This is a genomic window from Helicobacter pylori, from assembly GCF_014497725.1.
Lineage (GTDB): Bacteria > Campylobacterota > Campylobacteria > Campylobacterales > Helicobacteraceae > Helicobacter > Helicobacter pylori_DE.
Genome location: NZ_JACTGF010000005.1, coordinates 63,886 through 89,923, shown reverse-complemented (window position 1 = coordinate 89,923; position 26,038 = coordinate 63,886). Strand labels below are relative to the sequence as shown.

Here is a 26,038-nt window from a genome sequence, read left to right as displayed (position 1 = left end):
ATGAAAAAACCCTACAGAAAGATTTCTGATTATGCGATCGTGGGTGGTTTGAGCGCATTAGTGATGGTGAGCATTGTGGGGTGTAAGAGCAATGCTGATGACAAACCAAAAGAGCAAAGCTCTTTGAGCCAAAGCGTTCAAAAAGGCGCGTTTGTGATTTTAGAAGAGCAAAAGGATAAATCTTACAAGGTTGTTGAAGAATACCCTAGCTCAAGAACCCACATTATAGTACGCGATTTGCAAGGCAATGAACGCGTGTTAAGCAATGAAGAGATTCAAAAGCTCATCAAAGAAGAAGAAGCCAAAATTGATAACGGCACGAGCAAGCTTATCCAACCTAATAATGGGGGTGGGAGTAATGAAAGCTCAGGCTTTGGCTTGGGGAGCGCGATTTTAGGGAGCGCGGCGGGGGCGATTTTAGGGAGTTATATTGGCAATAAGCTTTTCAATAACCCTAATTATCAGCAAAACGCCCAACGGACCTACAAATCCCCACAAGCTTACCAACGCTCTCAAAATTCCTTTTCTAAAAGCACGCCTAGTGCTTCAAGCATGGGTGGAGCGAGTAAGGGACAGAGCGGGTTTTTTGGCTCTAGTAGGCCTACTAGTTCGCCTGCAATAAGCTCTGGGACAAGGGGCTTTAACTCATAATTTAATCTATTTAAGGCTAAAAAATGCAAGTGATTCCTTTAAAACCTTTAGACAATAAGACCTTAGAAGAAATCGGCTTAGATTGGCACACTAATGATGACATGTCATCTTATATCGCTGATGAAATGGTAGTCGTTTCTCAAAAAGAAGCGGACGCTTATTATGACGCTTGCAATGAGCTTTATGACATGTTTGTAGAAACGGCTGAAGAGGCCATTAAAAACGATCGCTTTTTTGAATTGGATATTCCTAACGCGCTCATTCCTATGATCAAACAGAGTTTTGAAGAAGAAGTGCATTGGCATATTTACGGGCGTTTTGATTTAGCCGGGGGGCTTGATGGCAAGCCGATTAAATTACTGGAATTTAACGCTGATACCCCCACCATGCTCTATGAAACTGCGCTGATTCAGTGGGCGTTACTCAAAGCCAATGGCTATGATGAAAACAAGCAATTCAATAACCTTTATGAAGCGCTTGGCGAGAATTTTAAACGCCTGGTTACTTTGGGCGAAGACACGAGCCGTTTTGAGGAAATGTATGAGGGGTGGAAAATCCTTTTTTCAAGCGTTAGGGGGAATATTGAAGAAGAGCGCACCATGCGTTTTTTGCAAGACGCTGCTCAGAGCGTGGGGTTTGAAACGGATTTTTCTTACATTGATGAGGTGGAATTTAATATAGAAGAGGGTGTGTTTAAAAACGGCTTGAATTATGAGTTTTTATTCAAATTGATCCCATGGGAAAACATTGCTATTGATGAGCCAGAATTAGCCCTTTTGATGCAAGGCATGATGGAAAACAAAAACACGATTTTTTTAAACCCGGCTTATACGATCCTTTTCCAATCCAAGCGTTTTTTAAAACTTTTATGGGACAGATACCCCAACCACCCCTTATTGCTAGAAACGAGTTATGAGCCTTTAACCCATAAAAAGCAAATCAAAAAAGTGGCTTTTGGTAGGGAAGGGGCGAATAGCGAAATCTTTGAAGCTTCCATGCAATCGCTTTTAAAGACGGATGGCGTTTATTCTAACCACAAACCCGTTTATCAAGAATTTTACGAGCTCAATTCGCATAACGGGTTGTATTATCAGCCTAATGTGTTTTTTGCTTATGAATCTTGCGCGTTAGGGTTTAGAAAAGGGGGGCTAGTCTTGGATAATTTTTCTAAATTCGTGAGCCACAGGTTGCAGTAATGACTGCAATGATGCGTTATTTTCACATTTATGCGACCACTTTTTTCTTCCCTTTGGCACTTCTTTTTGCGATTAGCGGGCTTTCATTGCTCTTTGGGGTGCGCCAAGACACTGGCGCTAACATCAAAGAGTGGGTTTTAGAAAAATCCTTAAAAAAAGAAGAACGATTGGATTTTTTAAAAGACTTTATAAAAGAAAACCATATCGCTATGCCTAAAAAGATAGAGCCTAGAGAGCATAGGGGAGCGTTAATCATCGGCACGCCTTTGTATGAAATCAACCTTGAAACTAAAGGCGATCAAACCAAAATCAAAACCATTGAAAGGGGCTTTTTAGGCGCACTCATCATGCTGCATAAGGCTAAGGTGGGCATCGTGTTTAAGGCACTTTTGGGGATTTTTTGCGTGTTTTTATTGTTGTTTTATTTGAGCGCGTTTTTAATGGTGGCTTTTAAGGACACTAAACGCATGTTTGTAAGCGTTTTGATAGGGAGTATCGTGTTCTTTGGAGCGATCTATTGGTCTTTGTAGGGTTTAAAATATCAGCTCTGTTTTGGATATTGTTTATGAAATCTAAAAAAGGCTTTTGAGTGTTTTTCACAACCAAAATAAAAAAACTTGCGAATTAAAAAAGGGGGTTGTAGGGGAATGATTTCAAAATACCCCTTATCCTTTTATGAGTTTTAAAAACCCCATTTTTTAAAAATTAAAGAATAACTAAACCAACACAAAAAACCCTTAAAACTCGCACCTATCTTTAAACTAAAAGCGTTTTTATCTGTCTCATCTAATAACAATTTTTAAAAGAACGCCTGAGATTTAACTATTTTTCGTTATTTTTATCAAGTCTTTTTATAGCGTGTGCATACCGCTCTGTTATCGTGTGATTCGTGTTTGTAGCGTGCTTATAATAGCAACACGCAAAGCCATAAATTAAAGCCATTGGAAAAACACAACCAAACGCATATCTATCCCATAGCGCAAAAACACGCTAAAACGTTTTTATTTCACAGGACTTTTAAACCTAAAGCCCACTTCAAGCTAACCTAACAAAAATTTATACTATAAAAACACGCTAACAAACACAACCAAACAACCGCAAAAAACATTCAAAAAGTTTTCTTTTTGAAAATAGACAAAGCCCTAAAAACACTAAAGATTGAAAAATTAATAGGGTGGGTTTCTGCTTTAGCTCTTAAAACAGAGCCAAATCTTTGAAAAGTTTTGAGTCAAATAACAGATGATGATTGGGGGGGGATTGATTAAAATTTTCAATACCCCCTAAGTTTGGTAAGGTTTTCGCATGCCTGTTTCATGCCTAGCTTACAGCCCTTGTCATAAATCATTATGGCGTTTTCTTTATCTTTCATGTTGTAATACATGCCCGCTAGAGCGAAGCAACCCACTTCATCGCCCATATCGCAACCCCTTTCATAATTATCAAGGGCTTTCCTCAAGTCTTTTGGAACAGCGTCCCCTTGGGAATACATAAAGCCCATTCTAGAGCAACTCACCGCGCTCCCCATATCGCATGCTTGTTTGAAATAATCAAAAGCCTTTTGGGGATCTTTTTTGACATACCTGCCTAACATATACATAGAGCCTAAACTCGCGCAACCACCAGAATTGTTTAAAGCACAAGCTTTTTGCAAATAATCAAACGCCACTTCAAAATCTTCATCAAGCCCTGCATCGCCATTTTCAAACAAACTCCCTAACGCGCGGCAAGCCTGCCCATCATCTAATCGGCACGCTTTCAAATAATAGATGACGGCTTTATGGTTGCTCTGTTTGACTTCTAAAAAGCCTTTTTCATAAGCCACGCCCAAAACATAACACCCCTTAGCCATATCAAAATTACAGCTTTTTTGGTAGTAAGTAACCGCTTGAGCGGCATTGCCTTTGATTTTTCTATCATAAATAATGCCTAAATTGTAGCAACTCTCAGGGTGTTTTAAAACGCACGCCTTAGCATAAGCGTCAATGGCTTCTTGATAATTTTGAGCCGTGCCTAAACCCTCATCATAAAGCCCCCCTAAACCAAAACACCCTTCCCTATCATCAGCCTGGCATGCGGTTTTATAATATTCTAGGGCTTTTTTATAATCTATTCTAGTGCCTTGCCCGTTTTCATAAATGATTCCTAATTGCGTGCAACCTTCACTCACCCCATCGTTGCATGCTTTTTTAAAATAAGATGCCGCTTTAGAATAATTCCCGCTTTTATAGGCTCTTTCAGCAACCCCCAAAAAGCTATTGTCTTGTTTCCCCCATAAATGGGCATTCAAGCACCAAAAAAATAACCCACAAACTAATATTTTTAAAATTTTGACACCCATTTCTACCTTCTTTTAAATTCTGATTTTTAGAACCCTCTTCAATCAAAACAAAAAATGCAACGCTCCATTTTAGCATAAATCAAGCGCTTTGATTAAGGCTTAGGAGAATCCTTATGCTCTTCTTTATGCTCTAAAGAGGTGATGTAAAGATAAATCGCTTGGATTTCTTCTAAATTGAGATTGTATTTAGGCATCATGCCTTTGCCCAAACTCAAGGCGTCTTTAAAGGTTTTAAAATCTAAATGGTTGATTTTAGGGGCGTAGAGGATTTTTTTTTCGCCTTTTTCATAATAAAAAGTGATTTCTTGTTGTTCGCCTTTAATGCCATGGCATTTCGCGCACGCAACACCCCTAGGGTTTTTATAAAGAGCCAGCCCGTATTCAAAATCAGAGATGAAATCCGCTTCCTTAGCGTTCAAGCTTAACCACCACCAAAACAAAACTAGTGCGATAAACAAACGCATTAAAACAACTGCGCCTTTTCTAAAATCTCTTTCGCCCCGCTTTGTAAAAATTCTTCTAAAAGCTCTTGAACTAAATCAAACGCCTTAGTTTTATCCCCTTGCTTTTCTTTAGTGATGACTTCTTTCCCATTAGGCAAGCCCAAAACCGCCTGGATTTTAACCCTATCACCCACTAAACTCGCATGCACGCCAATAGGGATCTGACACCCCCCATTAAGCCCTTTGATAAATTCCCTTTCTAAATGGCAGCAAAACGCGCTTTTTGCATCGTTGAGTTTTTGAAGCGTAATAAAATGCTTGTGGTTTTTGAGCATTTCTACCCCTAAAGCCCCCTGACCCATGCTAGGAATCATTTCTTCTACGCTAAAAGCCTTGCGGTATTTCGCTCCTTGAATTTCTAAACGCTGCAGTCCGGCTTCAGCTAAAATGATAGCGTCAAATTCTCCGCATTCAAGCTTTTTCAAACGGGTTTGGACATTCCCCCTTAAGCTTTCTGTGTCTAGATCCTGGCGCTTCAGTTTGAGCTGCATGGAGCGCCTTAAAGAAGTCGTGCCAACCTTTGATCCTTTAGGCAAGCTCATCAAATCAGGGAATTTCACGCTCAAAAAAGTGTCCCTCACATCAGCCCTTTTGGTGATGCATGCCAAGTCTAACCCCTTTTCAAACACAACCGGCACATCTTTTAAAGAATGCACCGCCAAATCAATTGCGCCTTTTAAAAGCAATTCTTCCAATTCCTTAGTGAATAGCCCCTTACCGCCAATCTTATTTAAAGGTGCGTCTAAAATCTTATCGCCTGTGGTTTTAACGATTTGAATCTCGCTTTCCATAGAGCATTCTTTTTTCAAGCGTTCTTTAATGTGATTCGCTTGCCATAAGGCCAATTCGCTCCCCCTAGAGCCAATCACTAATTTTCCCACTCAATCCCCCTTATTCGCTCGCTAACATTTCTAAAATTTTTTCTTCTAATTCGGTGTCTTTAAGCGTTTGTTTTTCTAAATTAGCGCGTTTGATGCATTCAAATTCTTTATTCTCTAAAGTTTGCTTCCCAACAATCAGCGCCAATCGTTCCCCAATCAATTCAAAATCCCTCATCTTCGCCCCAAAACGAGCGTCTCTGTCATCTAACAGCGTATCAACGCCCTTTTGGAGCAGCCTTTCATACACTTCAAAAGCGAGTTTTTTTTGCGCTTCATCTTTCAAATTAGAAACCACGATCACCACATCAAAAGGAGCGGTATTTTTCGTCCACACACAGCCTAGATCATCGCTTTTTTGCTCTAAAATCGCGCTGAGCAACCGGCTAATGCCTATCCCATAGCACCCCATTTCAAAAAATTGCTCCTTACCATTCTTATCCAAGAAACTCGCCTTCAAGCTTTTAGCATAGCCTTGCCCGAGTTTGAAAATATGCCCCACCTCCAAACTCTTATGGTATTTCAACGCTCCTTGACAATTAGGGCAACGATCGCTCTCTTTAACCTGGACAATATCCGCATAAACAAGGTTTTCAAACCCTTTTAAATCCACGCCCACCGCATGAAAATCCTTTTCATTAGCCCCAACAATCAAGCAATCGCTATCTTTTAAATCTTCATCAAAGATAATATAACAAACATGCTTTTTCAAGCCATAAGGCCCTATAAAGCCCGCTATTAACCCTGCGTGGTTTAAATCTTCTTCATTGGCTTCTCTTAATTCCAAAGCGTTCGCCCCCAAAAGATTCAAAGCGTTTAGGGCTTTAGTCTCTTCTAAATTGTCATCGCCCCTAACAAAAAAGCACGCCAAGGTTTCTTTATCTTTATGGATCACTTTTTTAACAAGCGCTTTTAAGACAAAATAAGGCTCTGTTTTAAAAAACTCCGCCACGCTTTGAGCGCTGGTGGTATTAGGGGTAGGGAATTTCGCTAATTGCGCTTTGGGGACATTTAAAGGCTCAGTTCTTTTAGAGCGTTTAGCGATTTCAATATTGGCGGCATAATCGCAATTTTGACACACCACGATCGTGTCTTCCCCGCATTCAGTTAAAACGACAAATTCCCTGCTTTTACTCCCTCCAATCGCCCCGCTGTCCGCTTCCACGATGCGAAAATCCAAACCCAAATCGCTTAAAATCTCTTTATAAGCGCTTTGCGTGTTTAAAAATTCCTTATCCAAGCTCTCAGCGTCTTCATGAAAGCTATAACCATCTTTCATGATAAATTCCCTCGCTCTCACCAGCCCAAATCTTGGGCGGATTTCATCACGGAATTTCGTGTGGATTTGATAGAGATGTATGGGTAATTGCTTGTAGCTTTTAATGAAATTAGCGGCAATTTCGGTGATATTTTCTTCTAAAGTGGGGCTTAAAACAAAATCATTGTCTTTTCGGTCTTTAAAAACCAATAATTCCTTGCCGTATTTATCCAAACGGCCTGATTTTTCCCACAAACTCGCCAAAACCACAAAACTCATTAAAATATTTTGCGCCCCATGCTCTTGCATGCGTTTGTGCGTGACATTTTCTATTTTGTCTAGCACTTTTTTAGCTAAGGGTAGGAAATTATAAATCCCACTGCCTATTTGATAAATGTATCCTGCTTGAGCTAAGTGCTTATGGCTTTTTAACACGGCGTCTTTTGGGGGTTCTTTGAGCGTTGGGGCAAAGAGTTTTGAAAATAGCATGCATTATTCCTCGTAATATTCGCATTTATAGAGATTCAAATTCTGGACATGGTTAGCGTTAGATTTGTCTAAATTAAACAAGTTTTTAATCGCGCCCACAAGCATATCGGATTCTTCTTTTTGGGCGTTCTTTTTTAAAGCGATGGTCGGGTGGTGCAAAAAGGTGTTGAAAGCGTTGTGCAAGATCTTTTCAATATTGCCTTCGTATTCTTTAGGCACGTAGCGTTTTTTGAGCGCCTTTTGCAATTCCTTTTGGGCTGAAATCCTAGCCAATTCCCTTAAATCCTTAATCAAAGGCTCTACTTCTAAGCTTTGGATCCATTGGTAAAACTCCATTGTGGCAAGCCCTACAATCTCATAAGCTTTCGTTCGGCTTTCTTGCCTGTTTCCCACATTTTCTTTCACCATAGGCTCTAAATCATCCACGCTGTATAAGAAAATATTATTTAGCGTCGGCTTTTCAATATTTCGTGGCACGGCCAAATCAAACCAAAAACGCCTGAAAATCGTTTCTTTTAACATGGAATTTCGCACGATAAAGTTCGGCGAAGAAGTGGCGCAAAAAAGCAGTTCGTATTCGTTGATATAAGCGTTTAAATTTTCTATATTTTGGAAGCCCACTTTTTTAGGCTCTTCTAATTCCTTGACAAAATCTTCAAATTTAGCCGCATTACGCCCTAAAATAAGCGCTTCAAATTGCTTGTTTAAAAGGTGCTTGATGACCAATTGAGCCATCTCGCCAAGCCCTATCACAAGGGCTTTTTTATCCTTAATCCTTTCTTTTTCAAAAATATTAAGCGCTTCTTTGACCGCCACTGAAGAGATGGAGACCCCTTGCTTGGAAATGCCGGTTAGATTGCGCACTTTAGCGGCGCATTTGAAAGCAAAATGGAGCAATCGGGTTAAATCTTTGGAGCAAAATTTCTCTTCAAAGGCGAATTTATAGGCGTTTTTCATCTGCCCTGTGATTTGAGTTTCCCCAACCACCAAGCTATCCAAACTGCTGCACACGCTAAAGACATGATGGACTGCGCTTTCATCAGTGCTCATTAAAACGCATTTTTCTAAATCAGACACGCTCATTTTTTTATTTTGAGCTAAGATTTTTAATAACGCGCTTTTTTGTTCATTAGCATGAGCGCCGTGCTTTAGGCTCGCATAGATTTCAAAGCGATTGCATGTGGATAACACCATGCACTCTTTGATGTTAGGGCAATGGTTTTTAATGGTTTGTAAAAATTCTTTAAGCGTTGCGTTCGAATTGATAGCGAGTTTTTCTCGCATTTCTAAGCTCATGCTTTTATGCGTAAAGGCTAGGGTGAAATATTTTGACAAATGAGTTTCTAACTCCATTAAAAAGTCCTATAAATGACATCTTGCGCTAGTTTTTCTAAAATCAAATTGTTTTCCCCCTTAATGGCTTCAAGGGCCTTTTTAGAATAAACTTGAGCGATTTTAAGGGTTTCTTCTATGATACCATGTTGCTTGAATTTTTCCTTAGTCCATTCTATGATTTCGTGGCTATCTTGTTTGAAATAGGAAATTAAAAGCCCTTGTTCATGCGGATTCAATTTTTCATATAAAAGCAAGTAGGGTAGAGTGGTTTTGCCCTCTTTAAAATCGCTAAAATTGGGCTTACCTAAAGTGTTGGCGTCTTGAGTGATGTCTAACAAATCATCAATGATTTGAAACGCCATGCCAAAATGCAACCCAAAATCCGCATATATTTTGGCGTCTTTATTTAAAAGAATCGCCATGCTTTTTAAGCTCGCTTCTATGAAATGGGCGGTCTTGTCTTCTAAAATACGCCAGTATTTTTGTTTGTCGCTATTAAAACTTTCCCCCACAAACACGTCTTCAATCTCGCCTCTAGAGAGCCTTAAAACCGCATTAGAGAGGGTTTGAGCGATAAATTCACCCATTTTAGAGAGTTCAAAAAAGGCTTTAGAGTAAAACACATCTCCAAGCATCACGGCGTTAAAATTACCAAAAAGAGCGTTAATGCTGGGGAGCTTTCGGCGCATGGTCGCCTTGTCAATCACATCATCATGCAATAAAGAAGCGGTCTGTATCATTTCTACAATCGCGCACAAATTGAATGCTTTATCCAATAAAATAGCGTCTGTTTTTCCATTTAATAAAGCGAGCATGAGTTTGGAGCGCAGCATTTTTGAAGGGCCAATCTTAGAAAACAATTCATCTATAAAGGCGCTTTCTATTCCTTTGATCCAAGAAGCGATCTTGTTTTGAATGGCTTTGAGTTGTTTTTCTTGCATGCAAATTCCTTAAGGCTCTTTAGGAGAAAAAACAAGGGGCATAAGGGCTAAAAGCCTTAAAGCGGCTTTATCTTCTTTAAAGTCTTTAAACACAAGCGACAGAGTGCTGTTAGAAGAAAATTTCTCTTCAAAAACTTTGAGGTTATAGGTGTTTCTCGCATGATCGGTGTATAAAATAAACTGGTAAGGGAAATGGTTAAAACGCATGTTGATGACTAAACCTTTATTTGCATATAGCGTCCAATAGAGCGTGATTTCTTTGGTTTGTTCGTTTGAAGTGTCTTTGATAATCGCTTTAAACACTTCATCTTTTTTTAATTCTAGCGTTTTATCTATCCCATAATCAAGCCCAAACGCCTTTAAAAAAAAGAGGGATATCAAGCCATAGCGGATAAGCTCATTCATTCCCACTAAGAATATTCGCCATGGATTGGATCACAATGTCTGTTTTTCTGCTCTCTATTTTTTGTTGCAACTCTTCATCAATTCTTAAAGTTTTAGCGAAAGATTCAAACTTTTCTTCTAAGTCTTCTTTTTCTATAAAAGTTTCCAAGAGAGCCAGAAGCTCTAAAAGCCTTTCTAGCTCTTTTTTAGAAAGCTTTTTGCTCGCATGAAAAATAATGTCATTCCACTTGTCTAAGGGGTTTCCTTCAAAAATTTCAAGCTCGCTGTAATCTCTCATGCTGGCTTCTTTTTGGTCGCTTAAGCCAAATGGGCTTGCAACATCCAAATGGATTTTTGCAACTTGGCCAATTGATCGTCCGCATAAGTTACGGTTACTTTATCGCCTTCTTTTTCAGCGGTGTTAGAAAGGGTTTTAAATTCTTTTTCTAGGTGTTTGTAGTCCTCTAGAATTTCTTTAAAGATGTCTTTGGAGTGGAAGCTCGTTTTAGTTTCTTCTTTAACGCGAGTGAGTTTGATCGCTTCGGATAAAGTGACTAAGGGGTGGTGTCCTAATTGAACAATCCTTTCAGCGAGATCATCAAACATGTCCGCAAACTCTTCATAAATTTCTTCAGTGGCTTTATGCACATTGAAAAAATCCGTGCCTTTCACATTCCAATGGAAGTTATGCACTTTCATAAACAACACGATCGCATCCGCTTGCAAATGTTTTAAAATTTCAAATGTTTTCATCAAAAGTCCTTTTTTAAAATTGTTTTAGGCTTTTATTTTCATAAAAACCTTGATCGCTATCCTACACCAAAAGAGTTAATGAAAAATTTTTTTTGATCTTATTTTCATTGAATATTGATAATAAAATCTAAAAAATGCCAAAAAGCGTTTTTTATCCATCAAGAAGCGTTAAGAATCTTAATTTCAAAGGTTTTTTCTTGATTTTCTAATAGCGCAATGCTCCCTTCATGGGCTTTAACCACTTGTAAAGACAGGGCTAACCCTAGGCCATTACCCTTTAATTTAGTGGTTTCAAAAGGTTCAAATAAAGCGCTTTTGTTTTCCACTTCCTTGCCATTATCAATAATGGTGAAGACAATAAATTCGTTTTGAATGAACGCTTCAATCTTCACTTGACCCTGCTCGCTCTCTTCTAAGGCTTCAATCGCATCAATAGCGTTATACAAGAAATTTTGTAACACAATCCCCATCAAATCAAAGTCAAAAAACCCTTCTTCATCGCTAAAATTAAAAAGAAAATCAATGTCTTTAGAGTAAGTGTAGCAATTTAGGGCTTCTTTGAGATCGCTCTCTAGCGTTTTTAAACTTTGCTTGGTGCGGTTGGCTTGAATGCCTTTAGAAAAAAGCAAGGTGGCTTTAATGATTCTTTCCACGCGCCATAAAGCTTTTTGCAATTCTACAACAATGGGTTTAGTTTTTTCGTTCGCATGCTTTAATAACACCGAAGCTAAAAGGGAGATAGAGCCTACAGGGTTTCTGATCTCATGGGCTAAATGCGCTGAGATTTTCCCCATAGAAGCGAGCCTCTCTTGGCGTTTTTGAGCGCTAATATCGGTTGCGGTGATGATTTGCTTGCCTTGAATGCTGTTTTGCTGGACTAAATAGCTTTTATTTTCATGTTCAATTTCGGTGTTAAAATTTCCTAATTTAGCCTTATTGAACACCTCATGGCTTTGATTGGCTAAAGAATTTTTATAAAAAAAGCTCCCGTTTTCATTCATCACCCAAATCGCTTGCGGTAAAATTTCTATGACCCATTCATAAAGGGCTTTATAATCCTTAAACTCCTTTTCCACCTTGTAGCTTTGTAGAATGAATTGGTTTAAAAGCTCTAATAACTCTTGCATGTCTTTTTTATTGGAAAAATTCTCTAATAAATCTTCGCTCTCTTTGGGTTTAAAATTTTCTAATGAAATCACATTATTTTCGTTTTCCAACAACCCCTTGAAAGAAGAAGCCTTATAAGAGCGTTTCAAAGGGGAGTTTTTTAAATAAGGGCGTTTCAAGCGCTTGGATTTTTTCATGGTTTTTGTTTTTCTTGCTCTTTTAAGAAATTAAACAGCATTTCGCTATAACCAAAATTCCCGCTCAATTCTTTAGAGAGGGTGTCCTTATACATGGACGCATAAATCTCATCGCCTGGGGCTTTAGGATACAAGGGGTTATCCATTTTCATAGCAGTATCTAGCATGAATTTTAAAAGCAACGCTTCAAAAGAATCGGTTTGCTCTTTGAGGAGCTTGTCGTTTTTATTTTGAGCCAACGCTTTTAATTTCTCTTCGCTCGCTAATTTAGAAACGTTGTATTGCTCTAACATGGCTTTATTGTTGTTTATCATAGTATCTCCATTTCAGCGCTAATCGCGCCGCTTTTTTTTAGGGCTTGCAAGATTGAAACCATCCCCTTAGCGCTCACGCCAATTTTTTGTAAGGCTTTTACCACCCCGGCAATGGTAATGCTTTTCCCGTTAGAACTCAGCGTGTTGTGAGCGGTGTCTAAGGACATGTTATTGTCTAAATCCTGCGTATTTTTAGAGTCATTTAAAGGCTCTTTAGTGATTTTAAGCGTGATGTCTTGGCTTGTAACCACTATAGGATGCACTATTATATCCACTCCTGAAACGATCGTGCCTGATTTTTCATCTACAATGATCTTATTTTTCGTGCTGTAATTAATAGGGATTTCTTGCACTAAGGCTAAAAACTCCACCATAGAAAGACGCTCTGGGCGAGTGATTTGAATGGTTTTAGGATCTAGTGCTATGGCTACTTTATTGCCAAATACCTTATTTAAAGTGTTTTGCACTTGGATAGCGTTTTTAAAATTGGGGTTTTTCAGGCTTAAAGTCATGGCGTTTTTGTGGAACAAATCATACGAAACTTCTCTTTCAATAGTCGCCCCATTGATGATATTGGCTGAGAGCAAGTTATTAGAATTACCCGAAATAATAGCCCCTTGAGCGAGGGCGTAAATATTCCCATCTACCGCATTTAAAGGGGTCATCACCAAAGTCCCTCCTTGAATGGATTTCGCATCTCCAATAGAAGAAATGTGAATATCAATTTTATCGCCCTGTCTTGCAAAGGGGGGTAAGGAGGCTGTAATCATCACGGCAGCGACATTTTTAGATTTAATATCATCTGCAGAGATTTTGACATTCACGCTCTCTAGCATGTTAGAAATGGATTGCATGGTGAATTTTGAGCCGGATTTATCCCCTGTGCCATTTAAGCCAATCACAAGCCCATAGCCAATCAGCTGGTTATCCCTTACGCCCACCACGCTCGCTATATCGCCTATTTTTTCGGCCAAAAGCTTGTGAAAGGCTAATACAAAAATAAGCCACAAAAACACCCGTTTCAATCAAACCCTTTCTTTAATTCCTTAAATTCTAATTATTTTAGCATAAGCCTTTTATAAAAACTTTAAACTTAATTGAGTGCATTTTTATGCTATACTCAAAAATCTTATAAACTTTAAATCAAAGATTTTAATTTTAGCCTTTTATCAGCTTAAAGTTTCAAATTAAATTGAGGTATGAATCTCCCATGGAATTGAATCAACCACCACTCCCTACAGAAATTGACGATGACGCTTATCATAAGCCGAGTTTTAATGATTTGGGCTTAAAAGAATCGGTTTTAAAATCCGTTTATGAAGCCGGCTTCACTTCCCCAAGCCCCATTCAAGAAAAGGCCATTCCGGCTGTTTTGCAAGGCCGAGATGTCATCGCACAAGCCCAAACAGGCACAGGAAAAACCGCCGCTTTCGCTCTACCCATTATCAACAACCTTAAAAACAACCACACCATAGAGGCCTTAGTGATCACGCCCACCAGAGAATTAGCCATGCAAATTAGCGATGAGATTTTTAAATTGGGCAAACACACCAGGACTAAAACCGTGTGCGTGTATGGAGGCCAGAGCGTTAAAAAACAATGCGAATTCATTAAGAAAAACCCCCAAGTGATGATCGCCACGCCAGGAAGGCTGTTGGATCATTTAAAAAACGAGCGCATCCATAAATTTGTGCCTAAAGTGGTCGTTTTAGATGAAAGCGATGAAATGCTGGATATGGGGTTTTTAGACGACATTGAAGGGATTTTTGACTACCTCCCTAGCGAAGCGCAGATTTTGCTTTTTTCAGCCACGATGCCAGAGCCGATCAAAAGGCTAGCGGATAAGATCTTAGAAAACCCTATTAAAATCCATATTGCCCCCTCTAATATCACTAACACTGACATCACCCAACGCTTTTATGTGATCAATGAGCATGAGAGGGCTGAAGCGATCATGCGCCTTTTAGACACTCAAGCGCCTGAAAAGAGCATTGTTTTCACGCGTACCAAAAAAGAGGCCGATGAATTGCACCAATTCCTTGCTTCTAAAAATTACAAAAGCACCGCCTTGCATGGGGATATGGATCAAAGGGATCGCCGCTCTTCTATCATGGCGTTTAAAAAAAATGACGCTGACGTGTTGGTGGCTACGGATGTGGCGAGCCGTGGGCTAGACATTAGCGGTGTAAGCCATGTGTTTAATTACCACTTGCCCCTAAACACTGAGAGCTATATCCATCGCATTGGGAGAACCGGGCGAGCGGGCAAAAAAGGCATGGCGATCACTTTAGTAACCCCTTTAGAATACAAAGAGCTTTTACGCATGCAAAAAGAAATTGATTCAGAGATTGAGCTTTTTGAAATCCCCACCATTAACGAAAATCAGATCATCAAAACCTTGCATGATGCTAAAGTGTCTGAAGGGACTATCAGTCTTTATGAACAGCTTACCGAAATTTTTGAGCCGTCTCAATTGGTTTTAAAACTTTTGAGTTTGCAGTTTGAAACCAGTAAAATTGGCTTGAACCAGCAAGAAATTGATGCGATTCAAAACCCTAAAGAAAAAACGCCAAAAACCCCTAACAAAAAAACGCAGCACGAGCCAGCGCACTCTTTTAAAAAGAGCCATCACAGAGACAGACACCCTAAAACAAACCACCATTCTAAAAAACCCAAACGCCGTTAAAATATTTAAAAAGGAAATTCATGCCCATTGATTTGAACGAACATTTAAAAAAGAAAAATCCTCAAAGAGAAACCCCCACGCCTAATACGCCTAATAATGGGGGGCGTTTCATCCCGCCGTCTAACTCTTTTAATTCTAAAAAACTATCGGTTTTAATTGTCATTGTCCTTTTAGGCGTTATCGCTTTTTTGGCCAAGCCTTTTGAAGTGATTAGCTCAGGAGAAATTGGCATTAAGATCACCGCCGGGAAATACGAGCCAACCCCCTTACAGCCAGGAATCCACTTCTTTGTGCCTATCATTCAAGACATTCTCATTGTGGATACAAGGATCAGGAATATCAATTTTTCACGCACCGAAGACATGGGCGTGGCGGGTAAAAACCAAGGGATTTTTAGAAACGACGCTATTAATGTGATGGATAGCAGGGGTTTGACCGTTTCTATTGAACTCACCGTGCAATACCGCCTAAACCCCCAAACCACCCCCCAAACGATCGCTACTTATGGCTTGTCTTGGGAGCAAAAGATCATCAACCCTGTGGTGCGCGATGTGGTGCGATCTGTCGTGGGGCGCTATCCGGCTGAAGATTTACCCATCAAGCGCAACGAAATCGCCGCTCTTATCAATAGCGGTATCAATAAGGAAGTTTCTAAGCTCCCCAACACCCCTGTGGAATTAAGCTCTATCCAATTGAGAGAAATCGTTTTGCCCGCTAAGATCAAAGAACAAATTGAAAAAGTCCAAATCGCGCGCCAAGAATCAGAAAGGGTGAAATACGAGGTGGAACGCTCCAAACAAGAAGCTCAAAAACAAGCCGCTCTGGCTAAAGGGGAAGCAGACGCTAACAGGATTAAGGCTCAAGGCGTGGCGGATGCGATCGTGATTGAAGCTAAGGCGAAATCTCAAGCCAATTTAAGCATTTCGCAAAGCTTGAGCGACAAGCTTTTAAGGCTGCGCCAAATTGAAGTTCAAGGCCAGTTTAATGAAGCGTTAAAAACGAATAATAATGCTCAAATCATGCTCACTCCAGGTGGGGCTGTGCCTAATATTTGGATTGACACTAAAAGTAAGGTTAAATCTAGCATTGCCGAGAGTAAAGAGCCTTAAAAACGCATGGCGTCTCTTGCCTTTATCCAAGCTTTTTTGGAGTCTTTTAAGGGATTTTTAAACCAAGCGACTTTAATCAGCGTTTTAATAGCGAGCGTTTTAATCCTTTTTTGCGCGATTTTGCTCCTTTTGGCTCTGCTTTTGAGAAACCGTTGGGCTAGCTATCTAGCGGCAGCAACTTTTTTGGGCGCGTTTTTAAGCATGCCTTTTGTTTTGAAGGTTTTACTCACTCAAGCGATTTACCCCATAGAAACACGCATCTTACACGCTAACCCTTTAAGTTATAGCAACGCCTTTTCTTTGCAAGTGGGAGTCAAAAACCATTCCAAATTCAGTCTAAACAAATGCGTTTTACGCCTAGAAGTCCTTAAAAACCCTCACAATTTTGTGGAAGAACATGCGTTTAAATGGTTTGTCAAAAAAAGCTATGAAAAAACTTTTAAAGAAAAGATTTTGCCTGAAGAATCCAAAGTCTTTTCATTCTTTATTGACGACTACCCTTATTCAAAAACAGCCCCTTATCAAGTTTCTTTGTTTTGTTTGTAGAAAACTAAAAGATAACACCCAAGATAACATTCATTAAAAAGCGATTAAAAACGCTTAAAGGCATGAATTTTAAAATAAAGCTTTAAAGCCTGGATTCTAACAAACGCTTCGTATAAGCGTGTTTGGGGTTATCAAACACCTCTTCAATAGCGCCTGTTTCTACGACTTTCCCCTCACTTATCACTAACACCTTATCGCAAAACGCTTTGATCACATCTAAATCATGGCTGATAAACAAATAGCTCAGATCCTGCTTTTCTTGTAAATCCAACAACAATTCCAACACGCTTTTTTGAATGCTTTTGTCTAAAGCAGAGGTTGGCTCATCTAAAAGAATGATTTTAGGTTTTAAGGCAATCGCTCTAGCGATCGCCACTCTTTGACGCTCCCCACCGCTGAGTTCATAAGCGTAAAAGTTAAGCGATTCAGGGTTTAAACACACTTCTTCTAAACAAAGTGTTGCGAGATGGTGCCATTCTTCTTTGGAAGCTTTAGGGTAAGCAAAGCGCAGAGCTTCTGTTAAAATGCTTTGAATGCTTAAGCGAGGATTTAATGATGCGTAAGGGTCTTGAAACACCATTTGCAAAATCTTGCGGTAGGGTTTGAACGCTTTAGAATTTAAAGGCCCCACGCTTTGGCCTAAAATCTTTTCTTCCCCGCTGTTTAAAGCGAGTTTTAAAAGCCCTAACGCTAGAGAGCTTTTCCCGCTCCCGCTTTCGCCAATGATGCCGATGTTTTCTTTAGCTTTGAGAGAAAAATTGACTGATGCGATAAGGGGTTTTTTTAAAGAAGACCTAAAGAAGCGTTTTTGCAAGTAATAAACGCTAAAATCTTTCACCTCTAAAAGCGTCTCATCTAGCGCTTTTAAGTTTTTAGCGGGCAAGTTTGAAGCCTGAATCAAGAGTTTTGAATATTCGTGCTTAGGGTCATTAAAAAGATCTTTAGTCAAATTGGTTTCTACGATCTCGCCTTTTTTTAGCACATAAACCCTATCAGCCAAGCGTTTGACCGCTTTTAAATCATGGCTAATGAATAAAAGGGCGATGTTTTTTTCCGCGCTCAATTGCTTGAGCAAGTCTAAAATCTGGTTTTGGATTTGCGCATCTAATGCGGTGGTAGGCTCATCGCAAATGAGCAGTTTGGGCGCATTAATAATGCCCATAGCGATACACACCCTTTGGCGCTGCCCTCCGCTCAATTCATAAGGGTAACGATCCAAAAATTTTTCGTCTAATTGGACTTGTTTCATGGCGTTTAAAACTTGTTCTTTAAGGAGAGTTTGAGAAGCGTTTTTATGGTGTAAAAGATAGGCTTCACTCATTTGCTTGCCGATTTTATGCAAGGGGTTTAGGCTGGATAGGGGATCTTGAGCGATATAAGCGATCGCATTACCCCTTAAATTTTGCATAAATTCTTCGCTTTCTTTTAAAAGGTTGGTTGTTTCAAACAGCACTTCGCCATTATGGGGTTTGAATCTGGGGTTTAAACGCATGATGATATTAGCGATAGAGCTTTTCCCGCTCCCGCTCTCGCCCACGATCGCCACCCTTTCACCATAACTTAAAGAAATATTAATATTTTGGAGCGAAAAATGCGCATTTAAAACGCAGTTCAAATTTTTGATTTCTAGCATGTAACCCCCTTATTTGAGCATGTTAGCGTTGAAAGCATCGCGCACTCCTTCGCCAATGAACACCAAAACAGAAAGCAACAAGCTAATGGCTACAAACGCAACGATGGCTAAATGGGGCGTGGTGAGGTTATCCTTGCCTTGATTGACCAATTCGCCCAAACTCGCGCTCCCTATGGGCATGCCAAAACCCAAGAAATCCAAAGACACTAAAGTAGAAATACTAGCCGCCATTAAAAACGGCACATAAGTGATCGTCGCCACTAAAGCGTTGGGTAACACATGGTAGAAAATGATTTTTAAATCATTCACCCCAAGCGCTCTAGCGGCTTTGGTGTAGTCCATATTCCTTGCTTTTAAAAATTCCGTGCGCACGACTTGAGAAAGCCCCATCCAGCTAAAGAGCAAGACTAAAAACAAGATGATCCAAAAATTAGAATTGAACGCGCTAGAAATCACAATGAGTAAAAAAAGCATGGGGATCGCGCTCCAAATCTCGCTCAACCTTTGCCCCAATAAATCCACTAGCCCTCCATAATACCCCTGAAACGCTCCCAAACTCACGCCAATAAGAACGCTAAAAAGGGTGAGTAAAATCCCAAACACTAACGAAACACGATAGCCATAAACCAGTCTGGCTAACACATCTCTGGCTTGATCGTCTGTGCCTAAAAGGTGTTTGAAGCTTGGGGGGGTGGGGGCAGGCGAGTCTAAATCCATAATGATCGTATCATAGCTATAAGGAATGAGCGCATGGATGATGAAAGCGTCTTTTAAAAGCGTGTTTTGCACATAAGGATCGTTATAATCCGTAGGGGTGAAAAAATCGCCTCCAAACTCCACTTCCGCATAGTTTTTAAACATAGGGAAATACGCTTTATTGTCTTTATAGATGAATAAAGGGCGATCATTCACCCACAAGGGGGCTAAAAGAGAAAGCGCTAATAAAGCGATAAAAAGATAGAGTGAAAACACCGCCCGCTTATTCTTTTTAAAACTAAGAATGCGCATTTTAAACAAACTGCTCACGCTCAAACTCCCTTGATAAAAAACAATTCCTAAGATTATAATTAATTATGGGTAATACTAGCAAGAAAATGGGTTTGATCAATTAAAGAAAGAGAATAAGCGTAATAATGGTGGAGTGTAGGGGGTTCGAACCCCTGACCTCAACGCTGCCAGCGTTGCGCTCTCCCAACTGAGCTAACACCCCAAATAAAATTAAGCGAGCATTATAACATTTTGCTTAAAAGATGTCAATTTGATGCTTTTTTGAAACACTTAATAGCAAATTAAGAATGATTATCTTAAAATTAGAAAGTTTCTTTTATGGATTAAGTAAAATCACTTATCAAAGCAAAAAGGATATTTTTGAAAAACCACTCCTTTAAAAAAACGATCGCTCTTTCCTTGCTAGCGGGCATGTCTTTGTGCAGGGCTGAAGAAGATGGGGCGTTTTTTGTCATAGATTACCAAACGAGTTTGGCCAGACAGGAATTGAAAAATCCAGGCTTTACCCAAGCGCAAGAATTAAAGCAGCTAATCAGAGATGGGGCTGTGAGGTTGCAAACTTCTGCCATTCCTTTATCCTACTACTTGGATATTTTAGGGAATAAAACAGCAGCTCTTTTGCGTGAAAGCCTGAAAAACAATGCGCAACCATCACAGCCAAACGTGCAACCACAAAACGGACCATCAAACCAAGCCTTAGTCAATTTAGAGCAATCTCTAGGGATTTTAGGAAAACTATTGGATCTATCCCAACAATACGCTAGTCAGGGTGTCATTAAGCCTTTGGTGGTGGATGTAGGGAACAAACAGATCGGTATCACGGATAGCATGCTCTTAGTGGCTCAAAACATCGTTTTAGCTTTAGGGCAAGTGGATTTGAGCAAAATCCAACAAAACAATAACGAACAGCTATACGAAAACATCATGAAAGTCACGCTTTTAGGTGCGGGCGGGACTAATGGAGCGTATAATGGCGTGAGTGTGGGCGATATCGCCACAGGCATGCAAAATTTTTCTTCGCAAACGGGCTTGATAGGGGCTAATTCTACGGTTAGCGAGCTCAACGCTTTGATTAAGAGCGGGATTTCTTTGGATCGTGAGACTTTGAGGTTAGGGAGTTTTATTGAAAAAAATATTTGTAGCAGTGCATCGTCTTGCTTTAGTGGGAGTCAGCTTATTTATAAGAAAGGGCTAGACAGAACCATAAACATCATTAATGCGGTATTAGGTCAGTTTGAATCTTCGGCTAGTTCTCTTTATAAGATTTCTTATATCCCTAACCTCTTTTCGCTCAAAGATTACCAGTCAGCGAGCATGAACGGCTTTGGGGCTAAGATGGGTTATAAACAATTTTTCACCCATAAGAAAAATATCGGCTTAAGGTATTACGGGTTTTTGGATTATGGCTATGCGAATTTTGGCGATACGAATTTAAAAGTGGGAGCGAATCTTGTTACTTATGGGGTAGGAACGGATTTTTTATACAATGTGTATGAACGCTCTAGAAGGAGGGAAAGGACTACAATCGGTCTTTTCTTTGGCACTCAAATTGCAGGGCAAACTTGGAGCACGAATGTAACGAACTTGTTGAGCGGGCAAAGGCCTGATGTCAAGTCCAGTTCGTTCCAATTCTTGTTTGATTTGGGCGTGCGCACCAACTTTGCAAAAACCAATTTCAATAAGCACAGGCTGGACCAAGGGATAGAATTTGGGGTGAAAATCCCTGTTATCGCTCATAAATACTTTGCAACCCAAGGCTCAAGCGCGAGCTATATGAGGAATTTTAGCTTCTATGTGGGCTATTCAGTCGGTTTTTAAGGAAGGCTCTTGATGAAAAATACTAATACAAAAGAGATAAAGAATACAAGAATGAAAAAAGGTCAATACCACGCGCTCAAAAAAGGGCTTTTGAAAACCGCTCTGCTTTTTAGCCTTCCTTTAAGCATGGCGTTAGCTGAAGACGATGGCTTTTATATGGGAGTGGGCTATCAAATCGGCGGTGCGCAACAAAACATCAACAACAAAGGCAGCACCCTAAGGAATAATGTCATTGATGATTTCCGCCAAGTGGGCGTAGGCATGGCGGGGGGTAACGGGCTTTTAGCTTTAGCGACAAACACGACCATGGACGCTCTTTTAGGGATAGGCAACCAAATTGTCAATACCAATACAACTGTTGGCAACAACAACGCAGAGTTAACCCAGTTTAAAAAAATACTCCCCCAAATTGAACAACGCTTTGAAACGAATAAAAACGCTTATAGCGTTCAAGCCTTGCAAGTGTATTTGAGTAATGTGCTGTATAACTTGGTTAATAATAGTAATAATGGCAGTAATAATGGAGTCGTTCCTGAATATGTAGGGATTATAAAAGTTCTCTATGGTTCTCAAAATGAATTCAGTCTCTTAGCCACGGAGAGTGTGGCGCTTTTAAACGCGCTCACAAGAGTGAATCTGGATAGTAATTCGGTGTTTTTAAAAGGGCTATTAGCCCAAATGCAGCTTTTTAATGACACTTCTTCAGCAAAGCTAGGCCAGATCGCAGAAAACTTGAAAAACGGTGGTGCAGGAGCCATGCTCCAAAAGGATGTGAAAACCATCTCGGATCGAATCGCTACTTATCAAGAGAATCTAAAACAGCTAGGAGGAATGCTAAAGAATTACGATGAGCCCTACTTACCCCAATTTGGGCCAGGCACAAGCTCTCAGCATGGGGTTATTAATGGCTTTGGCATTCAAGTGGGCTATAAGCAATTTTTTGGGAGCAAGAAGAATATAGGCTTACGATACTACGCTTTCTTTGATTATGGCTTTACGCAATTAGGCAGTCTCAGTAGCGCTGTTAAAGCGAATATCTTTACTTATGGCGCTGGCACGGACTTTTTATGGAATATCTTTAGAAGGGTTTTTAGCGATCAGTCCTTGAATGTGGGGGTGTTTGGAGGCATTCAAATAGCGGGTAACACTTGGGATAGCTCTTTAAGAAATCAGATTAAAAACTCGTTTAAAGAATACCCCACTCCCACGAATTTCCAATTTTTGTTTAATTTGGGCTTAAGGGCTCATTTTGCCAGCACCATGCACCGCCGGTTTTTGAGCGCGTCTCAAAGCATTCAGCATGGGATGGAATTTGGCGTGAAAATCCCGGCTATCAATCAAAGGTATTTGAAAGCGAACGGGGCTGATGTGGATTACAGGCGTTTGTATGCGTTCTATATCAATTACACGATAGGTTTTTAAGCTCTTTTTAGGGCTTATAAAGAGGCTCTTTACTTTTTTTTGGTATTCTAACAAGCTTTTAAACAATCCAATCTACTTTGTTTTAAGGATAATATTTTATGGCAGATGTCGTTGTGGGGATCCAGTGGGGAGATGAGGGGAAGGGAAAAATTGTTGATAGGATCGCTAAAGATTATGACTTTGTGGTGCGCTATCAAGGTGGGCATAATGCCGGGCATACCATTGTGCATAAGGGGGTTAAGCATTCTTTACATTTAATGCCCTCAGGGGTTTTATACCCCAAATGCAAGAACATCATTTCTAGCGCGGTGGTTGTGAGTATTAAGGATTTGTGCGAAGAAATCAGCGCGTTTGAGGATTTAGAAAATCGTTTGTTTGTCAGCGACAGAGCCCATGTGATCTTGCCTTATCATGCCAAAAAAGACGCTTTTAAAGAAAAATCTCAAAACATCGGCACGACTAAAAAAGGCATAGGCCCTTGCTATGAGGATAAAATGGCGAGGAGCGGGATAAGAATCGGGGATTTATTAGACGATACCATATTAGAAGAGAAACTAAAAGCGCATTTCAAAGCCATCGAGCCTTTTAAGGAAGCGTATGGTTTGGGCAAGGATTACGAAAAAGATTTGAGGGAGTATTTTAAAACTTACGCTCCAAAGATTTGCCCCTTTATCAAAGACACGACAAGCATGCTGATAGAAGCGAATCAAAAGGGTGAAAAAATCCTATTAGAAGGGGCGCAAGGCACGCTTTTAGACATTGATTTAGGGACTTACCCTTTTGTAACAAGCTCTAACACCACGAGCGCTAGCGCATGCGTGAGCACCGGCTTAAACCCTAAAGCGATCAATGAAGTGATAGGCATCGCAAAAGCGTATTCTACTCGTGTGGGTAATGGGCCTTTCCCTAGCGAAGACACTACACCCATGGGCGATCATTTAAGGACTAAGGGCGCGGAGTTTGGCACGACAACCAAGCGCCCAAGGCGTTGCGGGTGGCTGGATTTGGTGGCTTTAAAATACGCTTGCGCTTTGAATGGTTGCACGCAATTAGCTTTAATGAAATTAGATGTTTTGGATGGGATTGATGCGATTAAGGTGTGCGTGGCTTATGAAAGAAAGGGCGAAAGATTAGAGGCTTTCCCTAGCGATTTGAAAGATTGCATGCCTATTTATCAAACTTTTAAAGGCTGGGAAAAAAGCGTAGGCGTGAGAAAATTAGACGATTTAGAGCCAAACGCTAGAGAGTATATCCGTTTTATTGAAAAAGAAGTGGGGGTGAAAATTGGCCTTATTTCTACAAGCCCTGAAAGAGAAGACACGATTTTTCTATGAAAAAATTCGCTTCCGTATTGGTGCAATTAAAAACCCTTGCGTTAGAAAAAATAGAGCAAAAGCTTGAAAGCAAGCGTTTAGAATTGCAACAAAACGAGCGAGAAGTTTTGGACAAACAAGCCCAATTGAGCGCGTTTAAAAACCCTGAGTTGGGGGGAATGAGCCTTTTTTTACAAACCCAGCAATTAAAAAGCGTTCTAAGAATGGAGATAGAATATTACCAACAAGAGAGCGAGAATTTAACTAAGGATTTAAAAATTTTAGAAAAAGAGTATCTTTTGGCTAACCAGGAATTAGAAAAAGCTAAAATCATTTTAGAAAAGGAAAAACAAAAAGAAAAGGAAATTTTGGAAAAAAAAGAGCAGGCTCTTTTGGACGAAAACGCCATGATTTTACACTGGCAAAAAGAGGGCTTGCATGCGTAAAATCTTGTTAATGGGCTTGATTTTACAAGCGCTCTTTGGCGAAGAAGCTACGCAAGAATTGTTGCAATGCTCTGCGATTTTTGAATCTAAAAAAGCCGAATTGAAAGACGATTTGCGCCGATTGAGCGAAAAAGAGCAGTCTTTAAGGATCTTGCAAACCGAAAACGCCCGCCTTTTAGATGAAAAAACCGATCTGTTAAACAAAAAAGAAAAAGAAGTGGAAGAAAAACTGAAAAATTTAGCCGCTAAAGAAGAAGCCTTTAAAACCTTACAAACAGAAGAAAAGAAACGCCTTAAAAATTTGATAGAAGAAAACGAAGGCATTTTAAGAGAAATCAAGCAGGCTAAAGACAGCAAGATTGGCGAGACTTATTCTAAAATGAAAGATTCTAAATCGGCTCTGATTTTAGAGAATTTACCCACTCAAAACGCCTTAGAAATTTTAATGGCACTAAAACCCCAAGAATTAGGCAAAATTCTAGCCAAAATGGATCCTAAAAAAGCAGCGGCTTTGACAGAGTTGTGGCAAAAACCCCCACGAGAAAATAAAGAAAGCCAAAAAACCACAGAGCCTACACCAGCATCCGCGCCCCCTATAGCGCCCACGCCTTTAAAAGAGCCGACTATAAAAGATCCTAATGTAAAAGAGCCAACAGGGGTATGATGTTCATTGTAGCGGTTTTAATGCTGGCGTTTTTAATCTTTGTCCATGAGCTAGGGCATTTTGTTATCGCTAGGATTTGTGGGGTGAAAGTGGAAGTGTTTAGCATTGGTTTTGGCAAAAAACTCTGTTTTTTTAAGCTTTTTGGCACGCAATTCGCTTTGTCTTTGATCCCGCTTGGGGGCTATGTGAAATTAAAGGGCATGGATAAAGAAGAAAATGGAACGAATGAGACCGCGAATGACAGCTACGCGCAAAAAAGCCCTTCTCAAAAGCTATGGATACTATTTGGGGGGGCGTTTTTTAATTTTCTTTTTGCGGTTTTAGTGTATTTTTTTTTGGCATTGAGCGGGGAAAAAGTCTTACTGCCTATCATTGGCGATTTAGAAAAAAACGCGCTAGAAGCCGGGCTATTAAAGGGGGATAAAATCCTTTCTATCAACCACAAAAAAATAGCGAGTTTTAGAGAGATTAGAAGCGTAGTAGCGCATGCCAAAGGCGAGTTGGTTTTAGAAATAGAGCGCAACCATCAGACTTTAGAAAAACGACTGACACCTAAAATCGTGGCGGTGATAAGCGATTCTAACGATCCTAATGAAATCATCAAATATAAAGTAATAGGTATTAAGCCGGACATGCAAAAAACAGGCGTTATCTCTTATTCCTTGTTTCAAGCGTTTGAAAAGGCCTTGAGTCGGTTTAAAGAGGGCGTTGTTTTGATTATGGATTCTTTAAGGCGTTTGATTACAGGGAGCGCTTCAGTTAAAGAATTGAGCGGGGTGGTAGGCATTGTGGGAGCGTTAAGCCATGCGAGTAGTGTGAGCATGCTTTTGTTGTTTGGGGCGTTTTTGTCTATCAATTTAGGGATTTTAAATTTACTACCCATTCCAGCCTTAGATGGGGCGCAAATGCTAGGGGTCGTTTTTAAAAATATTTTTCATATCGCTTTGCCAACACCCATACAAAATGCGTTGTGGCTAGTGGGGGTGGGGTTTTTGGTTTTTGTCATGTTTTTAGGGCTTTTCAATGACATCACTCGTTTGCTATAAAAG

General features: G+C 40.0%; 26 protein-coding genes and 1 tRNA gene. 12 read left to right on the top strand and 15 right to left on the bottom strand.

Annotated elements, in window-relative coordinates; genetic code table 11:
• The 3 genes from H7N69_RS05265 to H7N69_RS05255 are packed head-to-tail and all read left to right on the top strand — an operon-like array spanning position 1 to position 2,377.
• Complete coding sequence (locus H7N69_RS05265; RefSeq protein ID WP_078248457.1) at positions 1–651, top strand: UPF0323 family lipoprotein; 651 nt, start codon at positions 1–3, stop codon at positions 649–651.
• A gap of 23 nt (positions 652–674) precedes the next feature.
• On the top strand, positions 675–1,847 hold the full coding sequence (locus tag H7N69_RS05260) for a glutathionylspermidine synthase family protein (RefSeq protein WP_187885021.1): 1,173 nt from the start codon (positions 675–677) through the stop codon (positions 1,845–1,847).
• Entirely contained in the window at positions 1,847–2,377 is a 531-nt protein-coding gene (locus tag H7N69_RS05255; protein ID WP_187885020.1) for a hypothetical protein, read from the top strand. The genes H7N69_RS05260 and H7N69_RS05255 overlap by 1 nt, the downstream gene beginning before the upstream one ends.
• 740 nt (positions 2,378–3,117) lie before the next feature.
• Here H7N69_RS05255 and hcpE read toward each other — a convergent pair.
• The 12 genes from hcpE to H7N69_RS05195 all read right to left on the bottom strand — a co-directional run bounded on the left by hcpE (position 3,118) and on the right by H7N69_RS05195 (position 13,369).
• On the bottom strand, positions 3,118–4,185 hold the full coding sequence (hcpE, locus tag H7N69_RS05250) for a Sel1-like repeat protein HcpE (protein WP_187885019.1): 1,068 nt from the start codon (positions 4,183–4,185) through the stop codon (positions 3,118–3,120).
• 92 nt (positions 4,186–4,277) lie between these two features.
• Positions 4,278–4,649: a c-type cytochrome gene (locus H7N69_RS05245; RefSeq protein ID WP_187885018.1), complete on the bottom strand. Its 372-nt coding sequence runs from the start codon at positions 4,647–4,649 to the stop codon at positions 4,278–4,280.
• Positions 4,649–5,569: a hydroxymethylbilane synthase gene (gene hemC, locus H7N69_RS05240; protein ID WP_187885017.1), complete on the bottom strand. Its 921-nt coding sequence runs from the start codon at positions 5,567–5,569 to the stop codon at positions 4,649–4,651. The genes H7N69_RS05245 and hemC overlap by 1 nt, the downstream gene beginning before the upstream one ends.
• Before the next feature lie 10 nt (positions 5,570–5,579).
• Positions 5,580–7,313 (bottom strand): proline--tRNA ligase, encoded by a 1,734-nt coding sequence (gene proS / locus H7N69_RS05235; RefSeq protein WP_187885016.1) that lies wholly within the window; start codon positions 7,311–7,313, stop codon positions 5,580–5,582.
• A 3-nt stretch (positions 7,314–7,316) separates the two neighbouring features.
• A complete protein-coding gene (gene hemA, locus H7N69_RS05230) occupies positions 7,317–8,666 on the bottom strand; it encodes a glutamyl-tRNA reductase (RefSeq protein WP_187885015.1) in 1,350 nt (449 codons plus the stop codon).
• Entirely contained in the window at positions 8,666–9,589 is a 924-nt protein-coding gene (locus H7N69_RS05225) for a polyprenyl synthetase family protein (RefSeq protein WP_187885014.1), read from the bottom strand. Before H7N69_RS05225 ends, hemA begins: the two co-directional genes overlap by 1 nt.
• A gap of 9 nt (positions 9,590–9,598) precedes the next feature.
• On the bottom strand, positions 9,599–9,994 hold the full coding sequence (locus H7N69_RS05220) for a hypothetical protein (RefSeq protein WP_187885013.1): 396 nt from the start codon (positions 9,992–9,994) through the stop codon (positions 9,599–9,601).
• A complete protein-coding gene (locus H7N69_RS05215) occupies positions 9,987–10,271 on the bottom strand; it encodes a DUF2018 family protein (RefSeq protein ID WP_180576678.1) in 285 nt (94 codons plus the stop codon). The genes H7N69_RS05220 and H7N69_RS05215 overlap by 8 nt, the downstream gene beginning before the upstream one ends.
• A gap of 20 nt (positions 10,272–10,291) precedes the next feature.
• Complete coding sequence (gene dps, locus H7N69_RS05210) at positions 10,292–10,726, bottom strand: DNA starvation/stationary phase protection protein (protein WP_000846460.1); 435 nt, start codon at positions 10,724–10,726, stop codon at positions 10,292–10,294.
• Between the two features lie 158 nt (positions 10,727–10,884).
• A complete protein-coding gene (gene flgS / locus H7N69_RS05205; RefSeq protein WP_089086595.1) occupies positions 10,885–12,030 on the bottom strand; it encodes an acid survival sensor histidine kinase in 1,146 nt (381 codons plus the stop codon).
• The gene (locus H7N69_RS05200; protein WP_000609410.1) at positions 12,027–12,344 is read right to left on the bottom strand and encodes a hypothetical protein; all 318 of its coding nucleotides are present in this window, start codon (positions 12,342–12,344) and stop codon (positions 12,027–12,029) included. The genes flgS and H7N69_RS05200 overlap by 4 nt, the downstream gene beginning before the upstream one ends.
• Positions 12,341–13,369 carry a flagellar basal body P-ring protein FlgI gene (locus H7N69_RS05195; protein WP_187885012.1) on the bottom strand — a complete coding sequence of 343 codons (1,029 nt, stop codon included), beginning with the start codon at positions 13,367–13,369 and terminating at the stop codon, positions 12,341–12,343. Before H7N69_RS05195 ends, H7N69_RS05200 begins: the two co-directional genes overlap by 4 nt.
• A gap of 185 nt (positions 13,370–13,554) precedes the next feature.
• On the opposite strand from H7N69_RS05195, the gene H7N69_RS05190 reads away from it, so the two are divergent.
• Genes H7N69_RS05190 through H7N69_RS05180 form a run of 3 tightly spaced genes read left to right on the top strand, consistent with a single transcriptional unit; the run spans position 13,555 to position 16,685 of the window.
• A complete protein-coding gene (locus H7N69_RS05190; RefSeq protein ID WP_187885011.1) occupies positions 13,555–15,030 on the top strand; it encodes a DEAD/DEAH box helicase in 1,476 nt (491 codons plus the stop codon).
• Between the two features lie 20 nt (positions 15,031–15,050).
• Positions 15,051–16,139, top strand: a complete 1,089-nt coding sequence (locus tag H7N69_RS05185; protein ID WP_001121051.1) for a prohibitin family protein — start codon at positions 15,051–15,053, stop codon at positions 16,137–16,139.
• Positions 16,140–16,145: 6 nt separating this feature from the next.
• The gene (locus H7N69_RS05180; protein WP_187885010.1) at positions 16,146–16,685 is read left to right on the top strand and encodes a DUF2393 domain-containing protein; all 540 of its coding nucleotides are present in this window, start codon (positions 16,146–16,148) and stop codon (positions 16,683–16,685) included.
• An 82-nt stretch (positions 16,686–16,767) separates the two neighbouring features.
• Here H7N69_RS05180 and H7N69_RS05175 read toward each other — a convergent pair whose 3' ends face one another.
• The 3 genes from H7N69_RS05175 to H7N69_RS05165 form a co-directional block, all read right to left on the bottom strand.
• A complete protein-coding gene (locus tag H7N69_RS05175; protein WP_187885009.1) occupies positions 16,768–18,318 on the bottom strand; it encodes a dipeptide ABC transporter ATP-binding protein in 1,551 nt (516 codons plus the stop codon).
• 9 nt (positions 18,319–18,327) lie between these two features.
• Positions 18,328–19,350, bottom strand: a complete 1,023-nt coding sequence (locus tag H7N69_RS05170) for an ABC transporter permease (RefSeq protein ID WP_000116882.1) — start codon at positions 19,348–19,350, stop codon at positions 18,328–18,330.
• Positions 19,351–19,452: 102 nt separating this feature from the next.
• A tRNA-Ala gene (locus tag H7N69_RS05165) sits at positions 19,453–19,528 on the bottom strand.
• A 158-nt stretch (positions 19,529–19,686) separates the two neighbouring features.
• Between H7N69_RS05165 and hopF the strand changes: the two genes are divergently transcribed.
• The 6 genes from hopF (at position 19,687) to rseP (ending at position 26,035) form a co-directional block, all read left to right on the top strand.
• The gene (hopF, locus tag H7N69_RS05160) at positions 19,687–21,144 is read left to right on the top strand and encodes a Hop family outer membrane protein HopF (RefSeq protein ID WP_187885008.1); all 1,458 of its coding nucleotides are present in this window, start codon (positions 19,687–19,689) and stop codon (positions 21,142–21,144) included.
• 12 nt (positions 21,145–21,156) lie between these two features.
• A complete protein-coding gene (gene hopG, locus H7N69_RS05155) occupies positions 21,157–22,566 on the top strand; it encodes a Hop family outer membrane protein HopG (RefSeq protein ID WP_187885007.1) in 1,410 nt (469 codons plus the stop codon).
• Positions 22,567–22,664: 98 nt separating this feature from the next.
• Positions 22,665–23,900: an adenylosuccinate synthase gene (purA, locus tag H7N69_RS05150; RefSeq protein ID WP_187885006.1), complete on the top strand. Its 1,236-nt coding sequence runs from the start codon at positions 22,665–22,667 to the stop codon at positions 23,898–23,900.
• Entirely contained in the window at positions 23,897–24,325 is a 429-nt protein-coding gene (locus H7N69_RS05145) for a flagellar FliJ family protein (RefSeq protein WP_187885005.1), read from the top strand. The genes purA and H7N69_RS05145 overlap by 4 nt, the downstream gene beginning before the upstream one ends.
• A complete protein-coding gene (locus H7N69_RS05140; RefSeq protein WP_187885004.1) occupies positions 24,318–24,989 on the top strand; it encodes a MotE family protein in 672 nt (223 codons plus the stop codon). Before H7N69_RS05145 ends, H7N69_RS05140 begins: the two co-directional genes overlap by 8 nt.
• Positions 24,989–26,035, top strand: coding sequence for an RIP metalloprotease RseP (gene rseP, locus H7N69_RS05135; RefSeq protein WP_187885003.1), 1,047 nt, complete (start codon positions 24,989–24,991; stop codon positions 26,033–26,035). The genes H7N69_RS05140 and rseP overlap by 1 nt, the downstream gene beginning before the upstream one ends.
• Positions 26,036–26,038 lie beyond the last annotated feature (3 nt).